The sequence below is a fragment of the Stappia sediminis genome (assembly GCF_009826895.1).
GTDB lineage: Bacteria > Pseudomonadota > Alphaproteobacteria > Rhizobiales > Stappiaceae > Hongsoonwoonella > Hongsoonwoonella sediminis.
The window spans coordinates 319,073-339,056 of sequence record NZ_WUMV01000008.1; the positions used below are offsets into that span (position 1 = coordinate 319,073).

General features: G+C 63.6%; 17 protein-coding genes. All 17 read left to right on the forward strand.

Going from position 1 to position 19,984, the window contains the following annotated elements; translation table 11 throughout:
* The first annotated feature begins 16 nt into the window (after positions 1-16).
* The 17 genes from miaB (at position 17) to dapB (ending at position 19,968) form a co-directional block, all read left to right on the forward strand.
* Positions 17-1,456, forward strand: coding sequence for a tRNA (N6-isopentenyl adenosine(37)-C2)-methylthiotransferase MiaB (gene miaB / locus GR183_RS17960; protein ID WP_160777045.1), 1,440 nt, complete (start codon positions 17-19; stop codon positions 1,454-1,456).
* A 93-nt stretch (positions 1,457-1,549) separates the two neighbouring features.
* Positions 1,550-2,605 carry a PhoH family protein gene (locus GR183_RS17965; RefSeq protein WP_160777162.1) on the forward strand — a complete coding sequence of 352 codons (1,056 nt, stop codon included), beginning with the start codon at positions 1,550-1,552 and terminating at the stop codon, positions 2,603-2,605.
* Positions 2,602-3,129 carry an rRNA maturation RNase YbeY gene (gene ybeY, locus GR183_RS17970; protein WP_160777046.1) on the forward strand — a complete coding sequence of 176 codons (528 nt, stop codon included), beginning with the start codon at positions 2,602-2,604 and terminating at the stop codon, positions 3,127-3,129. Before GR183_RS17965 ends, ybeY begins: the two co-directional genes overlap by 4 nt.
* A gap of 60 nt (positions 3,130-3,189) precedes the next feature.
* Positions 3,190-4,341 (forward strand): transporter associated domain-containing protein, encoded by a 1,152-nt coding sequence (locus tag GR183_RS17975; protein ID WP_160777047.1) that lies wholly within the window; start codon positions 3,190-3,192, stop codon positions 4,339-4,341.
* 138 nt (positions 4,342-4,479) lie between these two features.
* Entirely contained in the window at positions 4,480-6,066 is a 1,587-nt protein-coding gene (gene lnt / locus GR183_RS17980) for an apolipoprotein N-acyltransferase (protein ID WP_202396174.1), read from the forward strand.
* Between the two features lie 215 nt (positions 6,067-6,281).
* Positions 6,282-6,689: a helix-turn-helix domain-containing protein gene (locus GR183_RS17985; RefSeq protein ID WP_160777048.1), complete on the forward strand. Its 408-nt coding sequence runs from the start codon at positions 6,282-6,284 to the stop codon at positions 6,687-6,689.
* A 153-nt stretch (positions 6,690-6,842) separates the two neighbouring features.
* The gene (gene metK / locus GR183_RS17990) at positions 6,843-8,015 is read left to right on the forward strand and encodes a methionine adenosyltransferase (protein ID WP_160777049.1); all 1,173 of its coding nucleotides are present in this window, start codon (positions 6,843-6,845) and stop codon (positions 8,013-8,015) included.
* A gap of 39 nt (positions 8,016-8,054) precedes the next feature.
* Positions 8,055-8,741, forward strand: a complete 687-nt coding sequence (trmB, locus tag GR183_RS17995) for a tRNA (guanine(46)-N(7))-methyltransferase TrmB (RefSeq protein ID WP_160777050.1) — start codon at positions 8,055-8,057, stop codon at positions 8,739-8,741.
* Positions 8,742-8,987: 246 nt separating this feature from the next.
* Complete coding sequence (rimP, locus tag GR183_RS18000; protein WP_160777051.1) at positions 8,988-9,557, forward strand: ribosome maturation factor RimP; 570 nt, start codon at positions 8,988-8,990, stop codon at positions 9,555-9,557.
* A gap of 78 nt (positions 9,558-9,635) precedes the next feature.
* A complete protein-coding gene (nusA, locus tag GR183_RS18005; protein WP_160777052.1) occupies positions 9,636-11,291 on the forward strand; it encodes a transcription termination factor NusA in 1,656 nt (551 codons plus the stop codon).
* 56 nt (positions 11,292-11,347) lie between these two features.
* Entirely contained in the window at positions 11,348-11,995 is a 648-nt protein-coding gene (locus tag GR183_RS18010) for an RNA-binding protein (RefSeq protein WP_160777053.1), read from the forward strand.
* An 8-nt stretch (positions 11,996-12,003) separates the two neighbouring features.
* On the forward strand, positions 12,004-14,688 hold the full coding sequence (gene infB / locus GR183_RS18015; protein WP_160777054.1) for a translation initiation factor IF-2: 2,685 nt from the start codon (positions 12,004-12,006) through the stop codon (positions 14,686-14,688).
* Between the two features lie 104 nt (positions 14,689-14,792).
* On the forward strand, positions 14,793-15,203 hold the full coding sequence (gene rbfA / locus GR183_RS18020; RefSeq protein ID WP_160777055.1) for a 30S ribosome-binding factor RbfA: 411 nt from the start codon (positions 14,793-14,795) through the stop codon (positions 15,201-15,203).
* Entirely contained in the window at positions 15,175-16,182 is a 1,008-nt protein-coding gene (gene truB / locus GR183_RS18025; RefSeq protein WP_208999903.1) for a tRNA pseudouridine(55) synthase TruB, read from the forward strand. The genes rbfA and truB overlap by 29 nt, the downstream gene beginning before the upstream one ends.
* 3 nt (positions 16,183-16,185) lie before the next feature.
* The gene (gene rpsO, locus GR183_RS18030; RefSeq protein WP_160777056.1) at positions 16,186-16,455 is read left to right on the forward strand and encodes a 30S ribosomal protein S15; all 270 of its coding nucleotides are present in this window, start codon (positions 16,186-16,188) and stop codon (positions 16,453-16,455) included.
* A gap of 378 nt (positions 16,456-16,833) precedes the next feature.
* Positions 16,834-18,951 carry a polyribonucleotide nucleotidyltransferase gene (gene pnp / locus GR183_RS18035; RefSeq protein ID WP_160777057.1) on the forward strand — a complete coding sequence of 706 codons (2,118 nt, stop codon included), beginning with the start codon at positions 16,834-16,836 and terminating at the stop codon, positions 18,949-18,951.
* A gap of 204 nt (positions 18,952-19,155) precedes the next feature.
* A complete protein-coding gene (gene dapB / locus GR183_RS18040) occupies positions 19,156-19,968 on the forward strand; it encodes a 4-hydroxy-tetrahydrodipicolinate reductase (protein ID WP_160777058.1) in 813 nt (270 codons plus the stop codon).
* The last annotated feature ends 16 nt before the right edge of the window (positions 19,969-19,984 follow it).

A 19,984-nucleotide genomic window follows, 5' to 3' on the forward strand; every position in this document is an offset into this window, starting at 1 on the left:
GCAGATTGAGGAAGACATGACGGACGACCGGCAGGCAGCGAAAGAGACAGGACAAGGCGGGGGCGCCAACACACGGCGCGTTTACGTCAAGACCTACGGCTGCCAGATGAACGTCTATGATTCCGACCGCATGAGCGATGCGCTGGCGCCGGAGGGCTATGCGCTGACCGAAGCCCCGGAAGAGGCCGACCTCATCATCCTCAACACCTGCCACATTCGCGAAAAGGCGGCGGAAAAGGTCTATTCCGAACTCGGCCGCCTGCGGGTGATGAAGAAGCAGCGCGAAAGCGAGGGAAGAGCGTTGATGGTGGGCGTCGCCGGCTGCGTGGCGCAGGCCGAGGGCGAGGAGATCGCCCGGCGCGCGCCGGTGGTCGACATGGTGTTCGGGCCGCAGAGCTACCACCGCCTGCCGGAACTGGTTCGGCGCGCAAGCACCGGCGCGAAGGTCGTCGAAACCGAATTCGACGTCGAAGAGAAATTCGCGCATCTGGCGACGCCATCGCGAAAGGCCGTGCGCGCGCGCGGCGTGACGGCTTTCCTCACGGTTCAGGAAGGCTGCGACAAGTTCTGCACCTTCTGCGTGGTTCCCTATACGCGTGGCGCGGAAGTCTCCCGCCCCGTTTCGCAGATCGTGGCGGAAGCGGAGCGACTGGCGGAAGCCGGCGTGCGCGAGGTAACGCTGCTCGGCCAGAACGTGAACGCCTGGCACGGCGCGGGCGAGGACGGGCGCGAATGGGGGCTCGGCGAGCTGCTGTTCCGGCTCGCCAGGGCCGACGGCATCGAGCGCCTGCGCTACACGACGAGCCATCCGCGCGACATGGACGACGCGCTGATCGCCGCGCACCGCGACCTCGACATGCTGATGCCCTACCTGCACTTGCCGGTGCAGACCGGATCCGACCGCATCCTGAAGGCGATGAACCGGCGCCACACGCGCGACGACTATTTCCGCCTGATCGACCGTATCCGCGCCGCACGCGCCGATATCGCCATGTCGGGCGATTTCATCGTCGGCTTTCCGGGCGAGACGGACGCGGATTTCGCCGATACCATGGACCTTGTAGAGCGCGTGGGCTACGCCTCGGCCTTCTCCTTCAAATACAGCCCTCGCCCCGGCACGCCCGGCGCCACGATGGACGCTCAGGTGGAAGAAGCGGTGAAATCCGAACGGCTTGCCGCCCTTCAGGACCTTTTGCAGAGGCAGCAGCGCGCCTTCAACGCCTCATTGACCGGGCGCACTTTCGATGTGCTTTTCGAAAAGCCCGGCCGTCACGAGGGCCAGCTTGCGGGACGCTCGCCATGGCTTCAGCCGGTGCAGGTCGACGCGCCGGAAAACCTGATCGGCAAGCTCGCAACGGTGGAAATCGTCGATGTGGGCACAAACTCCCTGTTCGGGCGGTTGATTAACGGGCAGGATAGAAAAGGGTCCAACGTGAATGTTGCGATTCCTGCCTGAGCGAAATCCTGGATCAGGAGGTGGTTCTTGACGGGCAATGCCCCTCCACCGACCCGTAACGGCAAAAGCCGTGACGCGGTTCCGGCTTCCGACATGACGCATGTCGTGCTGGCTTTCGATGACAATCGCCTCGTCGGCGACTTGTTCGGACAATTCGACCAGAACCTTGCCATTATCGAGCAGCGCCTGGGTGTCGACGCGGTCGCGCGCGGCAACCAGGTGACGATCAAGGGCGCGCATTGGGCCTGCGAGCAGGCGCGGCATGCGCTTGAATCGCTCTATGCGCGCTTGCAGCAGGGCCACGAATTGCACCCGGCGGACGTGGAAGGAGCGCTCAGGATGGCGGCGGCCGCCGATGCGCAACTCAACCTTCCCACGATCGAACCCAAGTCGCGAATGGCGTTCGCCCAGGTGGCGACACGCCGCAAGACGGTGATCGCGCGCACTCCGGCGCAGGACGCCTATATCCGCGCCATGGACCGGGCCGACCTTGTGTTCGGCACGGGACCGGCCGGCACGGGCAAGACCTTCCTCGCGGTCGCCTATGCCGCGACGCTGCTTGAGCGAGGCGACGTCGCGCGCCTCATCCTCTCCCGCCCGGCCGTGGAAGCCGGCGAGCGCCTGGGCTTCCTGCCCGGCGACATGAAGGAGAAGGTGGACCCCTACCTGCGGCCGCTTTACGACGCGCTTTTCGAAATGATGCCGCCGGAAAAGGTCGACCGTGGCCTGCAGTCGGGCATGATCGAGGTTGCGCCTCTTGCCTTCATGCGCGGGCGCACCCTTTCCAACGCCATGGTGATCCTGGATGAAGCCCAGAACACCACGACGATGCAGATGAAGATGTTCCTGACGCGCCTTGGCGAAAATTCAAAGATGATCGTCACCGGCGACCCCAGCCAGGTCGACCTGCCGCCCGGCCAGAAGTCGGGCTTGCGCGAGGCGCTTTCGCTTCTGCCCGAAGTGGAAGGCGTGGCGCATGTGGCCTTTACCGAGGCCGATGTCGTGAGGCACGAACTGGTCGCGCGGATCGTGCGCGCCTATGACGATGCCTCGCGCAGAGCGTCCGAGGAACGCGAGGCACGCGAGCGCGAGGCCGACGAAGCGGACGGGCATCAGGCGCTCGCCTGGGACCGCAGCAGGCAGCGATGACGCAGGTTTCACGCGTGGAAGCGTCCGGCGAGGTCGAAATCGACATCAGCGTGGAGGCTTCTTCCTGGGGCGATGCCGCCCGGTTCCGGCAGCTCTTCGAAAGGGCCGTGCACGAAGCCTTTGCGGAAGAGAACCTGCGGGCGGTGCCGGGCGCGGAACTTTCGCTCGTGCTGACCGACGACGCCTCGATCCGCGAGCTAAACCGCGAATGGCGGGGCAAGGACAAGCCCACCAACGTGCTGTCCTTTCCCGGCGGAGACGAGGACGAACCGCCCTTCGGCCCCCTCCTCGGCGATATCGTGATTGCCCGCGAAACGCTGGAACGCGAGGCGGAATCCGAAAAAAAGAGCTTTGAAGCGCATTTGACGCATCTGTTTATTCACGGTCTACTTCATCTTTTCGGGTACGATCACCAGATAGAGGAAGAAGCGCAGGAGATGGAAGACGCGGAACGGCGCATTTTGGCGCGGCTCGGCATCAGCGATCCCTACGCCGAAACACCCCTTGCCGGGGACGAGGCCTGATCCGGTGGCATATGGCCCTGACAGCATGCAAACGCGCCCCGGCGTGAACGAATTGAGACGATGAACGACGCAGAAACACGAAGTCCCGACGCTTCTTCCGAAAAAGCGGCCGCATCCCCGGATGCGGGAGCGGCCCGACAACCTGACGCGGCCGGTCCGCTGTTCGCCCCTGTCCGCGAACTCCTGAGGCGGATCAGGCTGTTCGGCGGCGGCAAGGCCTCCTTGCGCGAAAACCTGCAGGACGAACTGGCCCGCGTCGACGGTCACGACATGATCTTCACGCCGGAAGAGCGCATGCTCCTCGGCAACATCCTGCGGCTTCGGGAAGTGCGGGTGGACGACGTGATGGTGCCCCGCGCCGACATCGACGCGGTCGACGAGGGCATCCTGATCGGCCGCCTCATGGAGGTTTTCCAGGAATCGGGCCATTCGCGCATGCCGGTCTATCGCGACACGCTCGACGACCCGCGCGGCATGGTCCACATCAAGGACCTGATGTCCTATTTCGCCGAGCAGGCGCAAAAAGGCGCCCAGGAGCCGCCGAGGAAACCGCCCGTAAAGCAGAACGGCAAGACGAACGCCGCCAATGACGAGGAAAGCAAGCCCTCAGACGGTTCCAACAGCGACCTGGGGCTCGACCTTTCCAACGTCGATCTCAACGCGCCTCTTTCCGCGCTCGACATCATCCGTCCGGTGCTTTTCGTTCCGCCGTCCATGCCCGCTACAGACCTGATGGCGAAAATGCAAACCGAACGCGTGCAGATGGCGCTCGTCATCGACGAGTACGGCGGCACCGACGGCCTCGCCTCGCTGGAAGACCTGGTGGAAACGGTCGTCGGCGACATCGAGGACGAACACGACGAGGATGAAGAGGCGATGATCGCCAAGGTTGGCGAGAACGTCTGGATCACCGACCCGCGCGTCCTGATAGAGGATGTCGAGGAACAACTCGGCGCCGATTTCCAGATCGGCGACCTGGCGGAAGAGGTCGATACGCTCGGCGGCCTTCTCTTCACGCTGATCGGCCGCGTGCCGGTTCGCGGCGAATTGATCTCCCCGCGCGCGCTTCCCGGTTTCGAATTCGAGGTGCTCGACGCCGACCCGCGGCGTATCAAGCGCATGCGGATCCGCCGGCGCAGGGCCGGAGACCAGAGACTGGCCGAAACCCGCCGGCGCGGACGCCGGGAAGACGGCACGGCGGAAGCGAGTTAGGCCTTACCTGATTCCGGCGCTTTTCCGCGAATTTCGGCTGCTTTCACTTGACCACTTATCCTACGTCAGCCGATCTTTTTGCGATGCGGATGCGTGATTCGCGCGCTCCCTGATTCGCCTTTGCGAAAGGCTCAACGAGTGCATCGCCTGTCACACATATTCCTGATCAGCTGGGGCTGGCGGCGCCTCGGCCTTGCATTTGCCGCAGGCGCGATTTCCGCCCTCGCCTTCGCACCGTTCGGATGGTTCGCGATACTCGCCCTCACACTGCCGGCACTAGTCTGGCTGCTCGACGGCGCGATCGAACCCGAATCCGGAGGGCGGCGCATCAGACCGGCGATGTTCGTCGGGTGGTGGTTCTTCTTCGGTTTCCATCTTGCAGGCCTGTGGTGGATCGGGCGCGCCTTCCTGGTCGATGCCGACCGGTTCCTGTGGCTGATGCCGCTGGCAATCGTCGCCATGCCTGCCGGGCTTGCGCTTTTCGGTGCTCTGGGAACGGGCATCGCCGCGCTGTTCTGGCGCGACGGCTGGCCGCGCATTTATGCGCTTGCCTTCGCATTCGCCACGACGGACTGGCTGCGCGGCAACATTCTTACCGGATTTCCCTGGAACACCTGGGGGCAGGCTTTCGCCGAAACGCCGGTTCTTGCACAATTGGCATCCGTCACCGGAGCATACGGGCTTGGATTTTTCGTCGTTCTGATCTTCGCAAGTCCCGCCCTCCTGGCGGAAAATACGCGCGGCAGCCGCGCCATGCCGGTCATTTCCGGCCTTCTGCTGATTGCGATCGCCGGTTTCGGCGCCGCGCGCCTTGGGGCGGTCAGCCCGGGCGAATATGAGGATATCGGGCTTCGCATCGTCCAGCCGGCAGTCCCGCAGGAAGAAAAATGGCGGCCGGAAAAGAGGGCCGAAGTCTTCTCCACGCTTATTGAAATGTCCTCGCAACCGTTTTCCGACCCCTACGCGGAGCGGCCACGCCACATCATCGTCTGGCCGGAGTCGGCGGTTCCCTTCCTGCTGACGGAAGAGCCGGGCGCGCTTTCCGAAATCGCCGCCACGCTGCGCGCCGGCGACATACTGATAACGGGCGCGATCCGATCCGAGCGAAGGGACGGTGAGCGCGTTTTCTACAACAGCATCTATGCCATCGGCGACGACGGCACGATCCTCGATGCTTACGACAAGGTTCATCTCGTCCCGTTCGGCGAATACGTGCCGCTGGAATCGTTCTTCGAACTTCTCGGCATCACCACGCTCGTGCAAGGGGCCGGCGACTTTCTGCCGGGTTTCAGAAACCGGCTGCTCGAGGTCGATGGAATTCCGGCGTTTTCGCCGCTCGTCTGCTACGAGATCATATTTCCCGGCGCGATCCAGACGCCCGACGGGCGATCGGCGTGGATATTGAACGTCACCAACGATGCCTGGTTCGGCGAGACGTCGGGACCCTACCAGCATTTCGCCCAGGCCAGACTTCGCGCCGTGGAACAGGGCATCCCCGTAGTGCGCGCAGCCAACACCGGAATTTCCGCTGTGATCGACCCTTACGGGCGCATCGTAGCAAGACTCGACCTGCAAAATCGTGGTAATATCGACTCAGGGTTGCCAAAATATATTAATGCAACCTTCTTTTCCTACTACCAAAAATACCTGTTTTCTTGTTTCTTTTTCATTTCGCTGATCCTCCTCACAATATTACGCTACGTAAATCGTACTCGTAATGATTGACGAGGGTGCGGCGGGGGCGGCATTATTGGATGCGACCGTTACGTTTAGTTTCGGTCCATATAAACGAGGAATGGCATCCGGAACGAATCTTCCCTGACAGTTCTTCGTCCGACATAAAGAAATCCAGCATTCGGCCGGAGATCCGAAAAGAACATACAATCAAATAAAAAGAACTCGGGTTACGTCTACCACTGTGGCAACAAAGAGGGCCAGAAATGCCCAGCAAAAAGGCACCTAATCCCATCGACGTTCATGTGGGCAGCCGCGTGCGGCTGCGACGCATGATGCTTGGAATGAGCCAGGAAAAGCTTGGCGAGAGTCTTGGCATAACTTTCCAGCAAATTCAGAAATACGAAAAGGGCACAAACCGGATCGGCGCAAGCCGCCTTCAGCATATCGCTACCGTTCTCAAGGTGCCTGTATCCTTCTTCTTCGAAGATGCGCCCGGCAGCCCTGAGGATGTGCCGGCAAGCGGGGATTCGCAGCAAACCTCCTATGTGGTCGATTTCCTCTCCTCCTCCGAGGGACTATCGCTGAACAAGGCGTTCGTACGCATCGAAGATGCCAAGGTTCGCCGGCGGATAGTCGACCTCGTGCGCTCAATCGCAGGCGAGGACGCCTGATCGATACCGGGCGTTTTCCCATCGAATTGAAGGCGGCTCGCCCGGCACCCGGACTTGACGGCCATCGGCGAACCATTCATTAGAGCTTCTGCAAGTCATGAAGCGGCGGATATTCCGCCGCTTCTCATTTGTTTTCCCAGAAGGACGATTGCCATGGCGCGTCAGGAGTATCTCTTTACTTCCGAGTCCGTTTCGGAAGGACATCCGGACAAGGTCTGCGACAGAATATCCGACACGATCGTCGATGCGTTCCTGGCTGAAATGCCGGAAGCGCGCGTCGCCTGCGAAACGCTGGCAACGACGAACCGGGTGGTGATTGCAGGCGAAACGCGCGGCCCGAATACCCTGACGCACGACTACCTGGCCCATCTGGCGCGCCTGGCGATCAAGGATATCGGCTACGAACAGGAGGGCTTTCACTGGGAAACCTGTGATGTCGCGGTCCATCTGCACGGCCAGTCTGAGCATATCGCCCAGGGCGTGGACGCCGCCGACAACAAGGACGAGGGCGCGGGCGACCAGGGCATCATGTTCGGCTATGCCTGCCGCGAGACGCCGGAACTCATGCCCGCGCCGATCTTCTATTCCCACAAGATCCTTCACATGCTGGCCGATGCCCGCAAATCCGGCCGCGAGCCGGCGCTCGGGCCGGACGCCAAGAGCCAGGTCACGGTGCGCTATGCGGACGGCCGCCCCGTGGGTATCACGTCGATCGTGCTCTCCACCCAGCACATCGACCCGGACCTGACCTCCGACGACGTGCGCGCGATCGTCGAACCCTACATCCGCGCTGCGGTGCCGGACGGCTGGATCCTGCCCGAGACCGTCTGGCACGTGAACCCGACCGGAAAATTCGTGATCGGCGGACCTGACGGCGACTGCGGCCTGACGGGGCGCAAGATCATCGTCGACACCTACGGCGGCGCGGCCCCGCATGGCGGCGGTGCGTTTTCCGGCAAGGATCCGACCAAGGTGGACCGGTCGGCCGCCTATGCCGCGCGCTATCTCGCCAAGAATGTGGTCGCGGCCGATCTTGCCGATCGCTGCACGATCCAGCTTTCCTACGCCATCGGCGTTTCCGAGCCGCTGTCGGTCTATGTGGACCTGCACGGAACGGGGCGTTGCGAGGAAGCAAGGCTCGAGACCGCGCTTCGCAAGGTCATGAGCCTGACGCCGCGCGGCATTCGCGAGCACCTGCAACTGAACCGCCCGATCTACGCCCGCACGGCGGCCTACGGCCACTTCGGCCGCGAGCCGGAAGCCGACGGCGGGTTCTCCTGGGAAAAGATCGACCTGGTGCATGCCATCCGCGACGCCGTGAGCTGACGCTTGCGAACCGCAGGCCCCGAGCGCGCTTCGACCCGAATGATCGACCATACCAAAGGCTCCTTTTTCGGCCGCCGAAAGGGAAAGCCGCTGCGCGAGCGGCAGGCTTCCCTTCTGGAAACCGTTCTGCCGAACTTGCGTCCGGACCTCGCCAGCCCGCCGCCGGGCGATATCCGGGAGCTTTTCCCCTGCCCGGTGAAGAACGTCTGGCTCGAAGTCGGCTTCGGCGGGGGCGAGCACCTGCTGCACGAAGCCGGACGTTTGCCGGAAACCGGTTACATCGGCGTCGAGCCCTTCGTCGGCGGAATGGCGAAGACGGTCGCGGCGGTGGCCGAGGCTGGCGTTCAAAACGTGTGCCTTTATGACGACGATGCGGGCAAGCTGCTCGACTGGCTGCCGGATGGCTCGGTCGACGGGGTCTACCAGCTCTATCCCGACCCCTGGCCGAAGAAGCGCCACTGGAAACGCCGTTTCATCAACCCGGTGAATCTCGACCGGTACGCACGGGTCATGAAGTCCGGCGCCTCCTTCCGCTTCGCCAGCGACATCGACACCTATGTCGACTGGGCGCTCCGGCACATGCGCGATCACCCCGCTTTCGAGTGGACGGCGGAACGGGCGGCGGACTGGAAGGAGCCGTGGCGGCCATGGTCGGGCACGCGATACGAAAAAAAGGCGATCGCGCAGGGCCGAATGCCGCGATATCTGGAGTTCCGGCGCATCTGACGGCGGCAAACCCGGCCAACGCGAGAGCGATCGCCTCTTGCGTCAGAGGCCTTTTTGGCTATATATGAGCGCAAAGTTCTCAAGCGGCTCTTGTGAGTGGTTGGAGAGTGGGCCCACCCCGGGACCCGCTCTTTTTTGTTTCTCAAGCACGGCCACCCGGCAGGAGCCTGCCGAAATCCATAGTGGAAAGCTTCTGACGGGCGAAACGCCGCGGGAGCAAGACAGGGACGAAAGACGGGCGGCCAATTGCAGGAAGACCAGCGGCTTGTAAAGGAAAGCGGCCTTGAGGCGCGCGTTGCGGCGATCGTCGAGCCGGTTATCGAGGATCTCGGCTACCGGCTGGTGCGCATTCGCATATCCGGGCTGAACGGCTGCACCCTGCAAATCATGGCCGAACGCCCGGACGGCACGATGACCGTCGAGGATTGCGAGGAAATAAGCCGGGCGGTGTCGCCCGTTCTCGACGTGGATGACCCGATCAAACGGGCCTACAATCTCGAGGTTTCCTCGCCCGGTATCGACCGTCCCCTGGTACGCGCGGGCGATTTCGACCGTTGGAGCGGACATCTGGCCCGTATCGAGATGGCGATCGCCGTCGACGGGAGGAAGCGCTTCAAGGGCATCGTGCTCGGCTCCGAAGGCGGCAAGGCAGTCGTCAAGCTGGAAGATGCGCCGGCCGATCAGGAGCCTGACGTACGGCTCGAGATCGAGGATATCGCGGAGGCGAGGCTTATCCTGACCGATGACCTGATTTCCGCTTCTCTCAAGGCGGAAAAGGCAGCGAAGGCCGCACGGGGCATCGACGACGAGGACTGAAGTGCGATCGGGCGGAACGCCCGCAAGAACGAGGAACGACGCTCCCGCGAAACACGGGCGCGAGAGGAGTAATCTGAGATGGCAATCAGTGCGAACCGGCTGGAACTCCTGCAGATCGCGGATGCGGTGGCGCGGGAAAAGACGATCGACCGTGAGATCGTGATCGCCGCGATGGAGGATGCGATCCAGAAGGCGGCGCGTTCGCGCTACGGCACGGAAACGGAAGTGCGCGCCGAGATCAACGGCCGCACCGGCGATATCAAGCTGCAGCGCCTGCTGCTGGTCGTCGACGACGTCGAAAACGTTTCCACCCAGATTTCGCTGGAAGACGCGCAGGCGCGCAACCCCAACGTGGAACTTGGCGACTACATCGCCGAGCCGTTGCCGCCGCTCGACTTCGGCCGCATCGCCGCACAGTCGGCCAAGCAGGTGATCGTGCAGAAGGTGCGCGAGGCCGAAAGAGACCGCCAGTACGAGGAATTCAAGGACCGCATCGGCGAAGTGGTCAACGGCGTGGTCAAGCGCGTGGAATACGGCAACGTGATCGTCGACCTCGGCCGGGGCGAGGGCATCGTGCGCCGGGACGAACTGATCCCGCGCGAGATTTTCCGCAACGGCGACCGTATTCGCGCATACGTCTACGACGTGCGCCGCGAACAGCGCGGTCCGCAGATTTTCCTGTCGCGTACGCATCCGCAGTTCATGGCGAAGCTCTTCGCCCAGGAAGTGCCAGAAATCTACGACGGCGTCATCGAGATCAAGCATGTGGCCCGCGATCCGGGCTCACGCGCGAAGATCGCCGTGATTTCCAAGGATTCCTCCATTGACCCCGTTGGCGCTTGCGTTGGCATGCGCGGCAGCCGCGTGCAGGCGGTGGTCGGCGAACTCCAGGGCGAGAAGATCGACATCATTCCCTTCAACGAGGATCCGGCGACCTTCATCGTCAACGCGCTTCAGCCGGCGGAAGTCGCCAAGGTGGTGCTCGACGAGGATGCGGAGCGCATCGAGGTGGTGGTTCCCGACGACCAGCTTTCGCTCGCCATCGGCCGGCGTGGCCAGAACGTTCGCCTTGCCTCGCAGCTTACGGGCTGGGCGATCGACATCATGACCGAGCAGGAAGAATCGGAACGCCGGCAGAAGGAATTCGCCGACCGGTCCCAGCTCTTCATGGAAGCGCTTAACGTTGACGAGGTGGTGGGCCAGCTTTTGGCCTCCGAGGGCTTTACCTCCGTAGAGGAAGTGGCCTATGTCGATCTCGACGAGATTTCTACGATCGAAGGCTTCGACGAGGAAACGGCAGAAGAGATCCAGGCGCGTGCGCGCGAACACCTTGAGGAACTGGAAGGCAAACTCGATGCCGAGCGCCGCGAAATGGGCGTCGCCGACGAGTTGCGCTCCATCGACGGGCTGACCACGGCAATGCTGGTCGCCCTTGGCAAGGAAGGCATCTGTACGATGGACGACCTTGCCGGCTGCGCCGCGGACGATCTCGTCGGCTGGACGGAGCGCAAGGATGGCGAAGTGGTGAAATACGACGGTGCGCTGAGCGAATTCGACGTGAGCCGGGCAGACGCGGAATCCATGGTCATCGCGGCCCGTCTTGCCGCCGGCTGGATTACCGAAGAAGACCTTGCCGAACCGGAAGCGGCCGAGGACGGCGAGGAGACGGATAGCGTGGAAGCCGAGGACACGGCCCCTGCGCTGGAGCCGACCGGGCGGGTGCACGAAGTTTGAGGAGGGCGCTGCCGCGAACCGACGGCGCTATGTGAAAACGAACGAGCGGAACAGCCGTGCCCAGGAAGAACGAACCGCTCGAAAGAACCTGCGCGCTTACGCGCGAAGTAAAGCCGGTTTCGGAACTGCTTCGCTTCGTCGAGGCGCCGGACGGGACCGTGGTTCCGGATATAAAGGGCGTCTTGCCGGGGCGGGGCATTTGGATTACCGCTACGGCGGAAGCCGTCGACGAAGCGCGAAAAGCCCGTGTTTTCGCTCGAGGCCTGAAGTCGGGCGCCCGCGCCGAGCCGGACCTTGCCGGCAACGCGGACGCCCTTTTGGAAAAAGCGGCCCTGGGCGCGCTGTCGCTGACGCGCAAAGCCGGTGAAATCGTCACCGGCTTTTCCAAGGTCGAGGCGGCTTTGAAACGGGACCCCGTGGCCGGCCTCGTCGAGGCGCGGGACGGCGCGGAGGACGGAAAAAGGAAGCTGGCGGCGATCGCCGCCGCGAGATTCGGATCAGCAAACGGATGTCCGGTCGTCCGTTTGTTCACGTCGGCTCAATTGGATTTGGCATTGGGCCGGTCAAATGTGATACATGCTGCACTGCTCGAAGGCCGGACGAGCGAAGGCTTCCTGACGCGCGCGCGCCGTCTGGAAAGATTTCGCGGCGGGCCGGACGGGCCTGCCCGGCAGGAAATGAGCAGCGCAGGGACGCAGGACTGAAGGCGGATATGAGCGAAACGAAAAACCCAGGCGACAAGACGATAAGCGTTGAGCGCAAGACCCTTGGCCTCAAGCGGGGCGTGGAACAGGGCACCGTGCGCCAGAGCTTCTCTCACGGCAGGTCGAAGGCCGTGGTGGTGGAGAAGAAGAAGCGCCGCATCGTCATGCCGGGTCAGGAAGCAAAGCCCGAAACCGCCGAGGCCCCGCAACAGCAAGCCCCGGCGGAGGCGAAGCAGCCCGGACCCGAGGCAAAGCGGCCCGCTGCCGGGAAATCCGATAGCGGCCAGCGGCGCGGCGGCGGACAGTCCAGCCGCCAGCAGAAATCCGGAAACGGCGGCGGCGCCGGAACGCTGACGAGCGCCGAGGCGGCCGCGCGTGCGGCGGCACTGCGCGAGGCGCAGGTGCGCGAAGTCGAGGAACAGAAGCTGCGCGAGGAAGAAGCGCTCCGCCGTGCCGAGGAAGAAGCCCGCCTGAAGGCGGAGGCCGAGGAGCAGGCGAAACGCGAGGCCGAAGAGGCCGCCAAGCGTGCCGCGGACGAGGACGCGCGCAAGAAGGCGGAGGAAGATACCGCTGCAGCGACGCCGGCAGCAGTTGCGCCTGAAGCGCAAGCCGCCGCACCGGCGCAAACGCCTGCGGACGCGCGCTCGAAACCGGCATCTCAGGACGCCGCAGCCGAACGCCAGGCAGCAGCCGCGCGCAGAAAGCCCGGCCAGGAAGAAGACGACAGCCGCAAGGGTGTCAAGCCGGCCAAGCGCGGCGCCAGCAAGCCGCAGCCGACGCGCAGTCCCGGCCGCGGCGACGATCGCCGCCGTTCGAAACTCACGATTTCCTCCGCTACGGATGGCGAAGAGGGCCGCAGCCGCTCGCTCGCTTCCCTGCGCCGCCGCCGCGAGAAGGAAAAGCGCGCCGGACAGCAGGTGCAGCGAGAGAAAATCCTGCGCGAGGTGATCCTGCCGGAGGCGATCACCATCCAGGAACTCGCCAACCGCATGGCGGAGCGCGCGGTCGACGTCATCAAGCTCCTTATGAAGCAGGGGCAGATGCTGAAGATCAACGACGTGATCGACGCCGACACCGCGGAGCTGATCGCCGAGGAAATGGGCCACACGGTCAAACGCGTTTCGGAAGCCGACGTTGAGGAAGGCCTTTTCACCGAGGCCGAGGACGAAGGCGGCCTGAAGCCGCGCCCGCCGGTCGTGACCATCATGGGCCACGTCGACCACGGCAAGACGTCGCTGCTCGACGCCCTTCGCAACGCCAACGTCGTTGCCGGGGAAGCCGGCGGTATCACGCAGCACATCGGCGCCTATCAGGTAGAGCGCAACGGCCAGAAGGTGACCTTCATCGATACGCCGGGCCACGCGGCATTTACCCAGATGCGAGCGCGCGGCGCCAAGGCGACGGACATCGTCATCCTGGTGGTTGCCGCCGACGACGGCGTGAAGCCGCAGACGAAGGAGGCGATCGCCCACGCGAAGGCGGCCGGTGTTCCGATCATCGTCGCGATCAACAAGATCGACAAGCCGGCAGCCGACCCGAACCGCGTTCGCACGGAGCTGCTGCAGGACGAGATCGTCGTGGAATCGATGGGCGGCGACGTAATCGAGGTCGAGGTTTCCGCGCTGAAAGGAACCAATCTCGACAAGCTGGTCGAGATGATCCTGCTGCAGGCCGAAGTCCTGGAACTCCAGGCGAACCCCGACCGCACGGCCGAAGGCATCGTCATCGAAGCTCAGCTCGACAAGGGCCGCGGCCCGGTTGCCACCGTTCTCGTGCAAAAGGGCACGCTGCATGTCGGCGACATTCTGGTGGCAGGCGCCGAATGGGCACGCGTGCGTGCCATGCTCGATGAGAACGGCAATCAGGTGAAGGTGGCCGAACCCTCCAAGCCGGTGGAGGTTCTGGGCTTCCAGGGCACGCCCGAAGCCGGCGACCGCGTCGCGGTCGTCGAGAACGAGGCCCGTGCCCGCGAGATCGTCGATTATCGCCAACGCCAGAAGCGCGAGAAGGCTTCCGTCCAGTTCTCCGGCGCACGCGGTTCGCTCGAGCAGATGATGAACCGCCTGCAGGAAGCCGGCCGCAAGGAGTTCCCGCTCGTCATCAAGGGTGACGTTCAGGGCTCGGTAGAGGCTATCGTCGGCGCGCTTGAAAAGCTTGGTACCGAGGAAGTGGCGGCGCGCGTTCTGCATGCGGGCGTCGGCGGCATCACCGAATCCGACGTAACGCTCGCCTCCGCGTCCAACTCGCCGATCATCGGCTTCAACGTGCGCGCCAACAAACAGGCGCGCGAAGCTGCGGAACGCGACGGCATCGAAATCCGCTACTACAACATCATCTACGACCTCGTGGATGACATTAAGGCGGCAATGTCCGGCCTGCTTTCGCCGGAGCGTCGCGAAACGTTCCTCGGCAACGCGGAAATCCTGCAGGTCTTCAACATCTCGAAGGTCGGCAAGGTCGCCGGTTGCCGGGTCAGCGAAGGCACCGTGGAGCGCGGCGCGGAAGTGCGCCTCATCCGCGACGACGTGGTGATCCACGAAGGCAAGCTCGGCACGCTGAAGCGCTTCAAGGACGAGGTCAAGGAAGTCAAAGCCGGTCAGGAATGCGGCATGAACTTCGAAAACTACCAGGACATGCGTCCGGGTGACGTCATCGAGTGTTTCCGGGTCGAGCAGATCGCCCGGACACTGTAACGGCCTCGCCAGTCACGGAACATTCCGGCGCCGGCGGCCACCGCCGGCGCCGGTGTCTTTTGACAAGCCATTCGCCAAACAGCGGAACGAAACAGACAAGAACCATGTCGCGGGCACACAGGGACAATCCAGGCCAGCCATCGCAGCGCCAACTGCGCGTCGCCGAACTCGTGCGCAAGGAACTGGCGGACATCCTTTCACGCGGACAATTGCGCGATCCCGGCCTCGACGGTCTCGTCATCACCGTGCCGGAAGTCCGCATGACGCCGGATCTGAAGGTCGCCACCTGTCTCGTCATGCCGCTAGGCGGCGAGAAGGCGGATCAGGCCGTCGCGGCGCTCAACCGCAGCGCCAAATACCTGCGCGGGCAGGTTTCACGCCGGATGACGATGAAATACATGCCCGACTTGCGGTTCGTGCTCGACACCCGCTTCGACGACGACGACCGTATCGGCCGGCTTCTGCATTCCGATCCGGTGCGCCGCGATGTCGAACACGACGACAACGACGATTGACGGCATGACGCAGGGCAAAAAGAAAAAACGCAACCGCATCGACGGCTGGCTCGTCCTCGACAAGCCGGCCGGACTGACGTCCAATGACGCGCTCAACCGTATCAAGCGGCTGATCCATCCGGAAAAGGTCGGCCACGCCGGCACGCTGGACCCACTGGCGTCGGGTCTCTTGCCGCTCGCCTTCGGCGAGGCGACGAAGACGGTGCCCTTCGTCATGGACGGGCGCAAGGTCTACAGCTTCGAGGTCACCTGGGGTGCGGAGACGGAGACCGACGACACCGAAGGCGAGATTACCGAAACCTCCGACATCCGACCGACGGAAACCGAAATCCGCGACGTGCTGCCGGATTTCAAGGGAACCGTCATGCAGGTGCCGCCGAAATATTCGGCGATCAAAATCGGCGGCGAACGCGCCTACAAGCTTGCCCGTTCGGGCGAGGACGTGGAAATGGAAGCCCGCCCGATCGACGTGCACCGCCTCGACCTGGTGGAGTGCCCCGACGAGAACACGGCCGTTTTCGAGGCCGAATGCGGCAAGGGCACCTACGTGCGCGCGCTTGCCCGCGATATCGCCCGCAGGCTCGGTACGCGGGGCCATGTGACCGCTCTGCGGCGTCTTGTCGTCGGCCCCTTCGGCGAAGACGACATGATTATGCTGGAAAATCTTGAAGAACTGGGGCAATGTGCGCCCGGCTTGGGCCTCTCCGAGGACCATGCTTCCCTGTTTCTGCCCGTTGAAACCGCGCTGGACGACATCCCGGCGCTGGCTGTCAGCCGGGCGGATGCCGCTCTGCTTCGAAAAGGACAGAGCGTTTTGCTGCGCGGGCGGGACGCGCCAATGGTCAAGGGCCTAGTCAGTGTAAGCGCGGGCGGCGAGCTGGTCGCGCTTGGCGAGGTCGACCGTGGCGCAATCCGGCCGAAGCGCGTTTTCAACCCGGCACCGGCCACCACCGGCGCCGTCGTAACCATGAAGGAATGACCGATGTCGATTACCGCTGAGCGCAAGGCCGAGCTCATCAAGGAATACGGCCTGAAGGATGGCGATACGGGGTCTCCGGAAGTCCAGGTCGCTATCCTGACCGAGCGGATCACCAACCTGACCGAGCACTTCAAGTCCCACGGCAAGGACAACCATTCCCGCCGCGGCCTTCTGAAGCTGGTCAGCAACCGCCGTTCCCTCCTCGACTATGTCAAGAAGAACGACGAAGAGCGTTACCGCTCCCTGATCCAGCGTCTGGGAATTCGCCGCTAAGACGGCTTGAGGCGCGGCGGACGGCAAGTCCGCCGCGTTCTCGTTTCGCGTGTTGCGGAACTGGAAGAACAGAATATGCGGCCGCCGCTTCCGGCCGGCGAAAGAGCAAGACAGCGTTCCGGATACGGCGGAACAGAAGCGAGGATCCGTATCGAACCGCAACGACGGTCATGGGGCAGGATCGCAGGCGACTTCCGGCCCGCTTTCCGGCCAAAAGGCATAAACGGCCTTCGCGCCGGCAGGGCTTGGAGTTTCCCGCCGTCTTGCCCGTGCCCGTCCCGACGGTGATGCGCCGCTTACGATGAGCGTGACCGCATCGGTTTACCCGTCCGGCACCGGATTCGCCCGGAGCACGGAGCAACGAAGTTAGGATAAGAAATGTTTGACGTACATCGCGTGGAAGTGGAGTGGGGCGGACGCCCGCTCACACTCGAAACCGGCAAGATCGCCCGTCAGGCCGACGGCGCCGTGCTCGCCACCTATGGCGAGACAAAGGTGCTTGCAACCATCGTTTCCGCCAAGGAGCCGAAGCCGGGGCAGGACTTCTTCCCGCTTACCGTGAACTACCAGGAAAAGGCGTTCGCCGCCGGCAAGATCCCGGGCGGCTACTTCAAGCGCGAAGGCCGCCCGTCGGAGCACGAGACGCTGACCTCGCGCCTGATCGACCGCCCGATCCGCCCGCTGTTCGCCGATGGCTTCAAATGCGACACGCAGGTCATCCTCACGGTTCTGACCCACGACCTTGAAAACGCGCCCGATATCGTCGCCATGGTCGCGGCTTCTGCGGCACTCACGATTTCCGGCGTGCCCTTCATGGGCCCGATCGGCGGCGCGCGCGTCGGCTACATCAACGGCGAATACGTGCTCAACCCGCTGATCGACGATATGCCGGAATCCTCGCTCGACCTCATTGTCGCCGGTACCGGCGAAGCCGTGCTCATGGTCGAATCGGAAGCCAAGGAGCTTGCCGAGGACGTGATGCTCGGCGCGGTCATGTTCGGCCAGAAGAGCTTCCAGCCGGTCATCGACGCGATCGTCAAGCTTGCCGAGACGGCCGCCAAGGAGCCGCGCGAACTGGTGGTCGCGGATCATTCGGAACTGTTCGCCAAGATCGAGGGCATCGCCGCCGAAGAGCTCAAGGCGGCCTACAAGATCACCACCAAGACGGAGCGCAAGAACGCCATCGACGCCGTCAAGGCGAAGGTCGTCGAGGCGCTGATCCCGGAAGGTGCGGAGGATGCACCGGACAAGACCGTGGTGGGCGACCTCTTCAAGAAGCTCGAGGCCAAGATCGTGCGCGGCAACATCATTGCCGATGGCGTGCGTATCGACGGGCGCGACCTGAAGACCGTGCGTCCGATCGTAGCGGAAGCCGGCATCCTGCCGCGCACCCATGGGTCGGCGCTCTTCACCCGCGGCGAAACGCAGGCGCTTGCCGTCGCGACGCTCGGCACCAACGAGGACGAGCAGTTCGTCGACGCGCTTGAGGGCACCTACAAGGCGACCTTCATGCTGCACTACAACTTCCCGCCCTATTCCGTCGGCGAGACGGGCCGCATGGGCTCGCCCGGCCGCCGCGAGATCGGCCACGGCAAGCTTGCCTGGCGCGCCATCCACCCGATGCTGCCGCCCCATCACGAGTTCCCCTACACCATCCGCGTGGTGTCGGAAGTGACCGAATCGAACGGCTCGTCCTCCATGGCGACCGTTTGCGGCACGTCTCTGGCGCTGATGGATGCCGGCGTTCCGCTCACCTCCCCGGTGGCCGGCATCGCCATGGGCCTCATCAAGGAAGAGGGCGCTTTCGCCGTTCTCTCCGACATTCTCGGCGATGAGGACCACCTCGGCGACATGGACTTCAAGGTCGCGGGCACCGAGAACGGCATCACCTCGCTGCAGATGGACATCAAGATCGACGGCATCACCGAAGAGATCATGAGTGTCGCTCTCGGCCAGGCCAAGGACGGCCGCCTCCACATCCTCGACGAGATGAGCAAGGCCCTGTCCGAGGCACGTTCCGAGCTCGGCGAATACGCGCCGCGCATCGAGGTCATCAAGATCCCGGTCGACAAGATCCGCGAAGTCATCGGCTCCGGCGGCAAGGTCATCCGCGAGATCGTGGAAAAGACCGGCGCAAAGGTGAACATCGAGGATGACGGCACGGTGAAGATCGCCTCTTCCGACGGCAAGGCGATCAAGGCCGCGATCAACTGGATCAACTCCATCGCCGCCGAACCGGAAGTTGGCGTGATCTACGAGGGCACGGTCGTGAAGACCGTGGACTTCGGCGCCTTCGTGAACTTCTTCGGCGCGCGTGACGGCCTCGTCCATATCTCCCAGCTCGCTCCGCACAAGGTCGGCAAGACGACCGACATCGTGAAGGAAGGCGACAAGGTGTGGGTGAAGCTCATGGGCTTCGACGAGCGCGGCAAGGTGCGCCTGTCGATGAAGGTCGTCGACCAGGAGACCGGTCAGGAAATCCAGGCGGCGGAATAATCCCCATCGCTTTACCTGAATTCGAATGGCCGGGTGCTCGCATCCGGCCATTTTCGTCTCGCACATTGTCATACGGTGGCCGAAGCACATCCCTGAGCGAATTCTTCTCACGAAAGCCATCCCGCTTTCAGGACAAGCGCTCCAGATGATATACCGCCGCATGAGGGCATCCGTGCCCGTTCGGATATCAAGAGGAATGCGGATATGAGCGATTTGCGCCTTGTTGTGGCCGGAGCTGGAGGCCGCATGGGACAGGCCCTGATCCGCGCCGTCGCCGAGATCGAGGGCGTGACGCTTTCCGGCGCGTTCGACCGAAAGGGCGCGGATGCGATCGGCCGTGACGCGGGCGAGCTTGCCGGCCTTGGACAAAACGGCATCACGGTGAGCGAAGACCCGCTGCCGCTTCTGGCCCAGGCCGACGGCCTGCTGGATTTCACGGCACCAGCGGCGACCGTTCAACTGGCCGAATACGCCGCGCAGGCCCGCATCGTCCACGTGATCGGTACGACCGGACTATCGCGCGAGGACGAGGAGAAGATCAAGGCCGCTTCGCGCCATGCGCGCATCGTGAAGTCCGGCAACATGAGCTTCGGCGTGAACCTGCTTGCAAGCCTCGTCAGGCAGGCGGCGAAGGTGCTGGACGTCGACTACGACATCGAGGTCCTGGAAATGCACCACCGCCACAAGGTTGACGCACCCTCGGGCACGGCCCTGCTTCTGGGCCATGCGGCAGCGGAAGGGCGTGGCATCGATCTGGACAGTCATTCCGTGCGCTCGCGCGATGGCCACACCGGCGCACGCAAGACCGGCGATATCGGCTTTGCGGCGCTGCGCGGCGGCAGTGTCGTCGGCGATCACAGCGTGATCTTCGCCGGACCGTCGGAGCGTATCACGCTTTCCCATCACGCGGAGGACCGCAAGATCTTCGCCAATGGCGCCGTCAAGGCGGCGATCCGCGCGCACCCGATGAAGCCGGGACTCTATTCGATGGCCGATATCCTCGGCCTGACCACGTAAATCATATCCACACAAG

What these genes read in the sequence shown, in the direction of transcription:
- miaB (WP_160777045.1), top strand. Translation starts at nt 17, where the DNA reads ATGACGGACGACCGGCAGGCAGCGAAAGAGACAGGACAAGGCGGGGGC.
- GR183_RS17965 (WP_160777162.1), top strand. Translation starts at nt 1,550, where the DNA reads ATGACGCATGTCGTGCTGGCTTTCGATGACAATCGCCTCGTCGGCGAC.
- ybeY (WP_160777046.1), top strand. Translation starts at nt 2,602, where the DNA reads ATGACGCAGGTTTCACGCGTGGAAGCGTCCGGCGAGGTCGAAATCGAC.
- GR183_RS17975 (WP_160777047.1), top strand. Translation starts at nt 3,190, where the DNA reads ATGAACGACGCAGAAACACGAAGTCCCGACGCTTCTTCCGAAAAAGCG.
- GR183_RS17985 (WP_160777048.1), top strand. Translation starts at nt 6,282, where the DNA reads ATGCCCAGCAAAAAGGCACCTAATCCCATCGACGTTCATGTGGGCAGC.
- metK (WP_160777049.1), top strand. Translation starts at nt 6,843, where the DNA reads ATGGCGCGTCAGGAGTATCTCTTTACTTCCGAGTCCGTTTCGGAAGGA.
- trmB (WP_160777050.1), top strand. Translation starts at nt 8,055, where the DNA reads ATGATCGACCATACCAAAGGCTCCTTTTTCGGCCGCCGAAAGGGAAAG.
- nusA (WP_160777052.1), top strand. Translation starts at nt 9,636, where the DNA reads ATGGCAATCAGTGCGAACCGGCTGGAACTCCTGCAGATCGCGGATGCG.
- infB (WP_160777054.1), top strand. Translation starts at nt 12,004, where the DNA reads ATGAGCGAAACGAAAAACCCAGGCGACAAGACGATAAGCGTTGAGCGC.
- rbfA (WP_160777055.1), top strand. Translation starts at nt 14,793, where the DNA reads ATGTCGCGGGCACACAGGGACAATCCAGGCCAGCCATCGCAGCGCCAA.
- truB (WP_208999903.1), top strand. Translation starts at nt 15,175, where the DNA reads ATGTCGAACACGACGACAACGACGATTGACGGCATGACGCAGGGCAAA.
- rpsO (WP_160777056.1), top strand. Translation starts at nt 16,186, where the DNA reads ATGTCGATTACCGCTGAGCGCAAGGCCGAGCTCATCAAGGAATACGGC.
- pnp (WP_160777057.1), top strand. Translation starts at nt 16,834, where the DNA reads ATGTTTGACGTACATCGCGTGGAAGTGGAGTGGGGCGGACGCCCGCTC.
- dapB (WP_160777058.1), top strand. Translation starts at nt 19,156, where the DNA reads ATGAGCGATTTGCGCCTTGTTGTGGCCGGAGCTGGAGGCCGCATGGGA.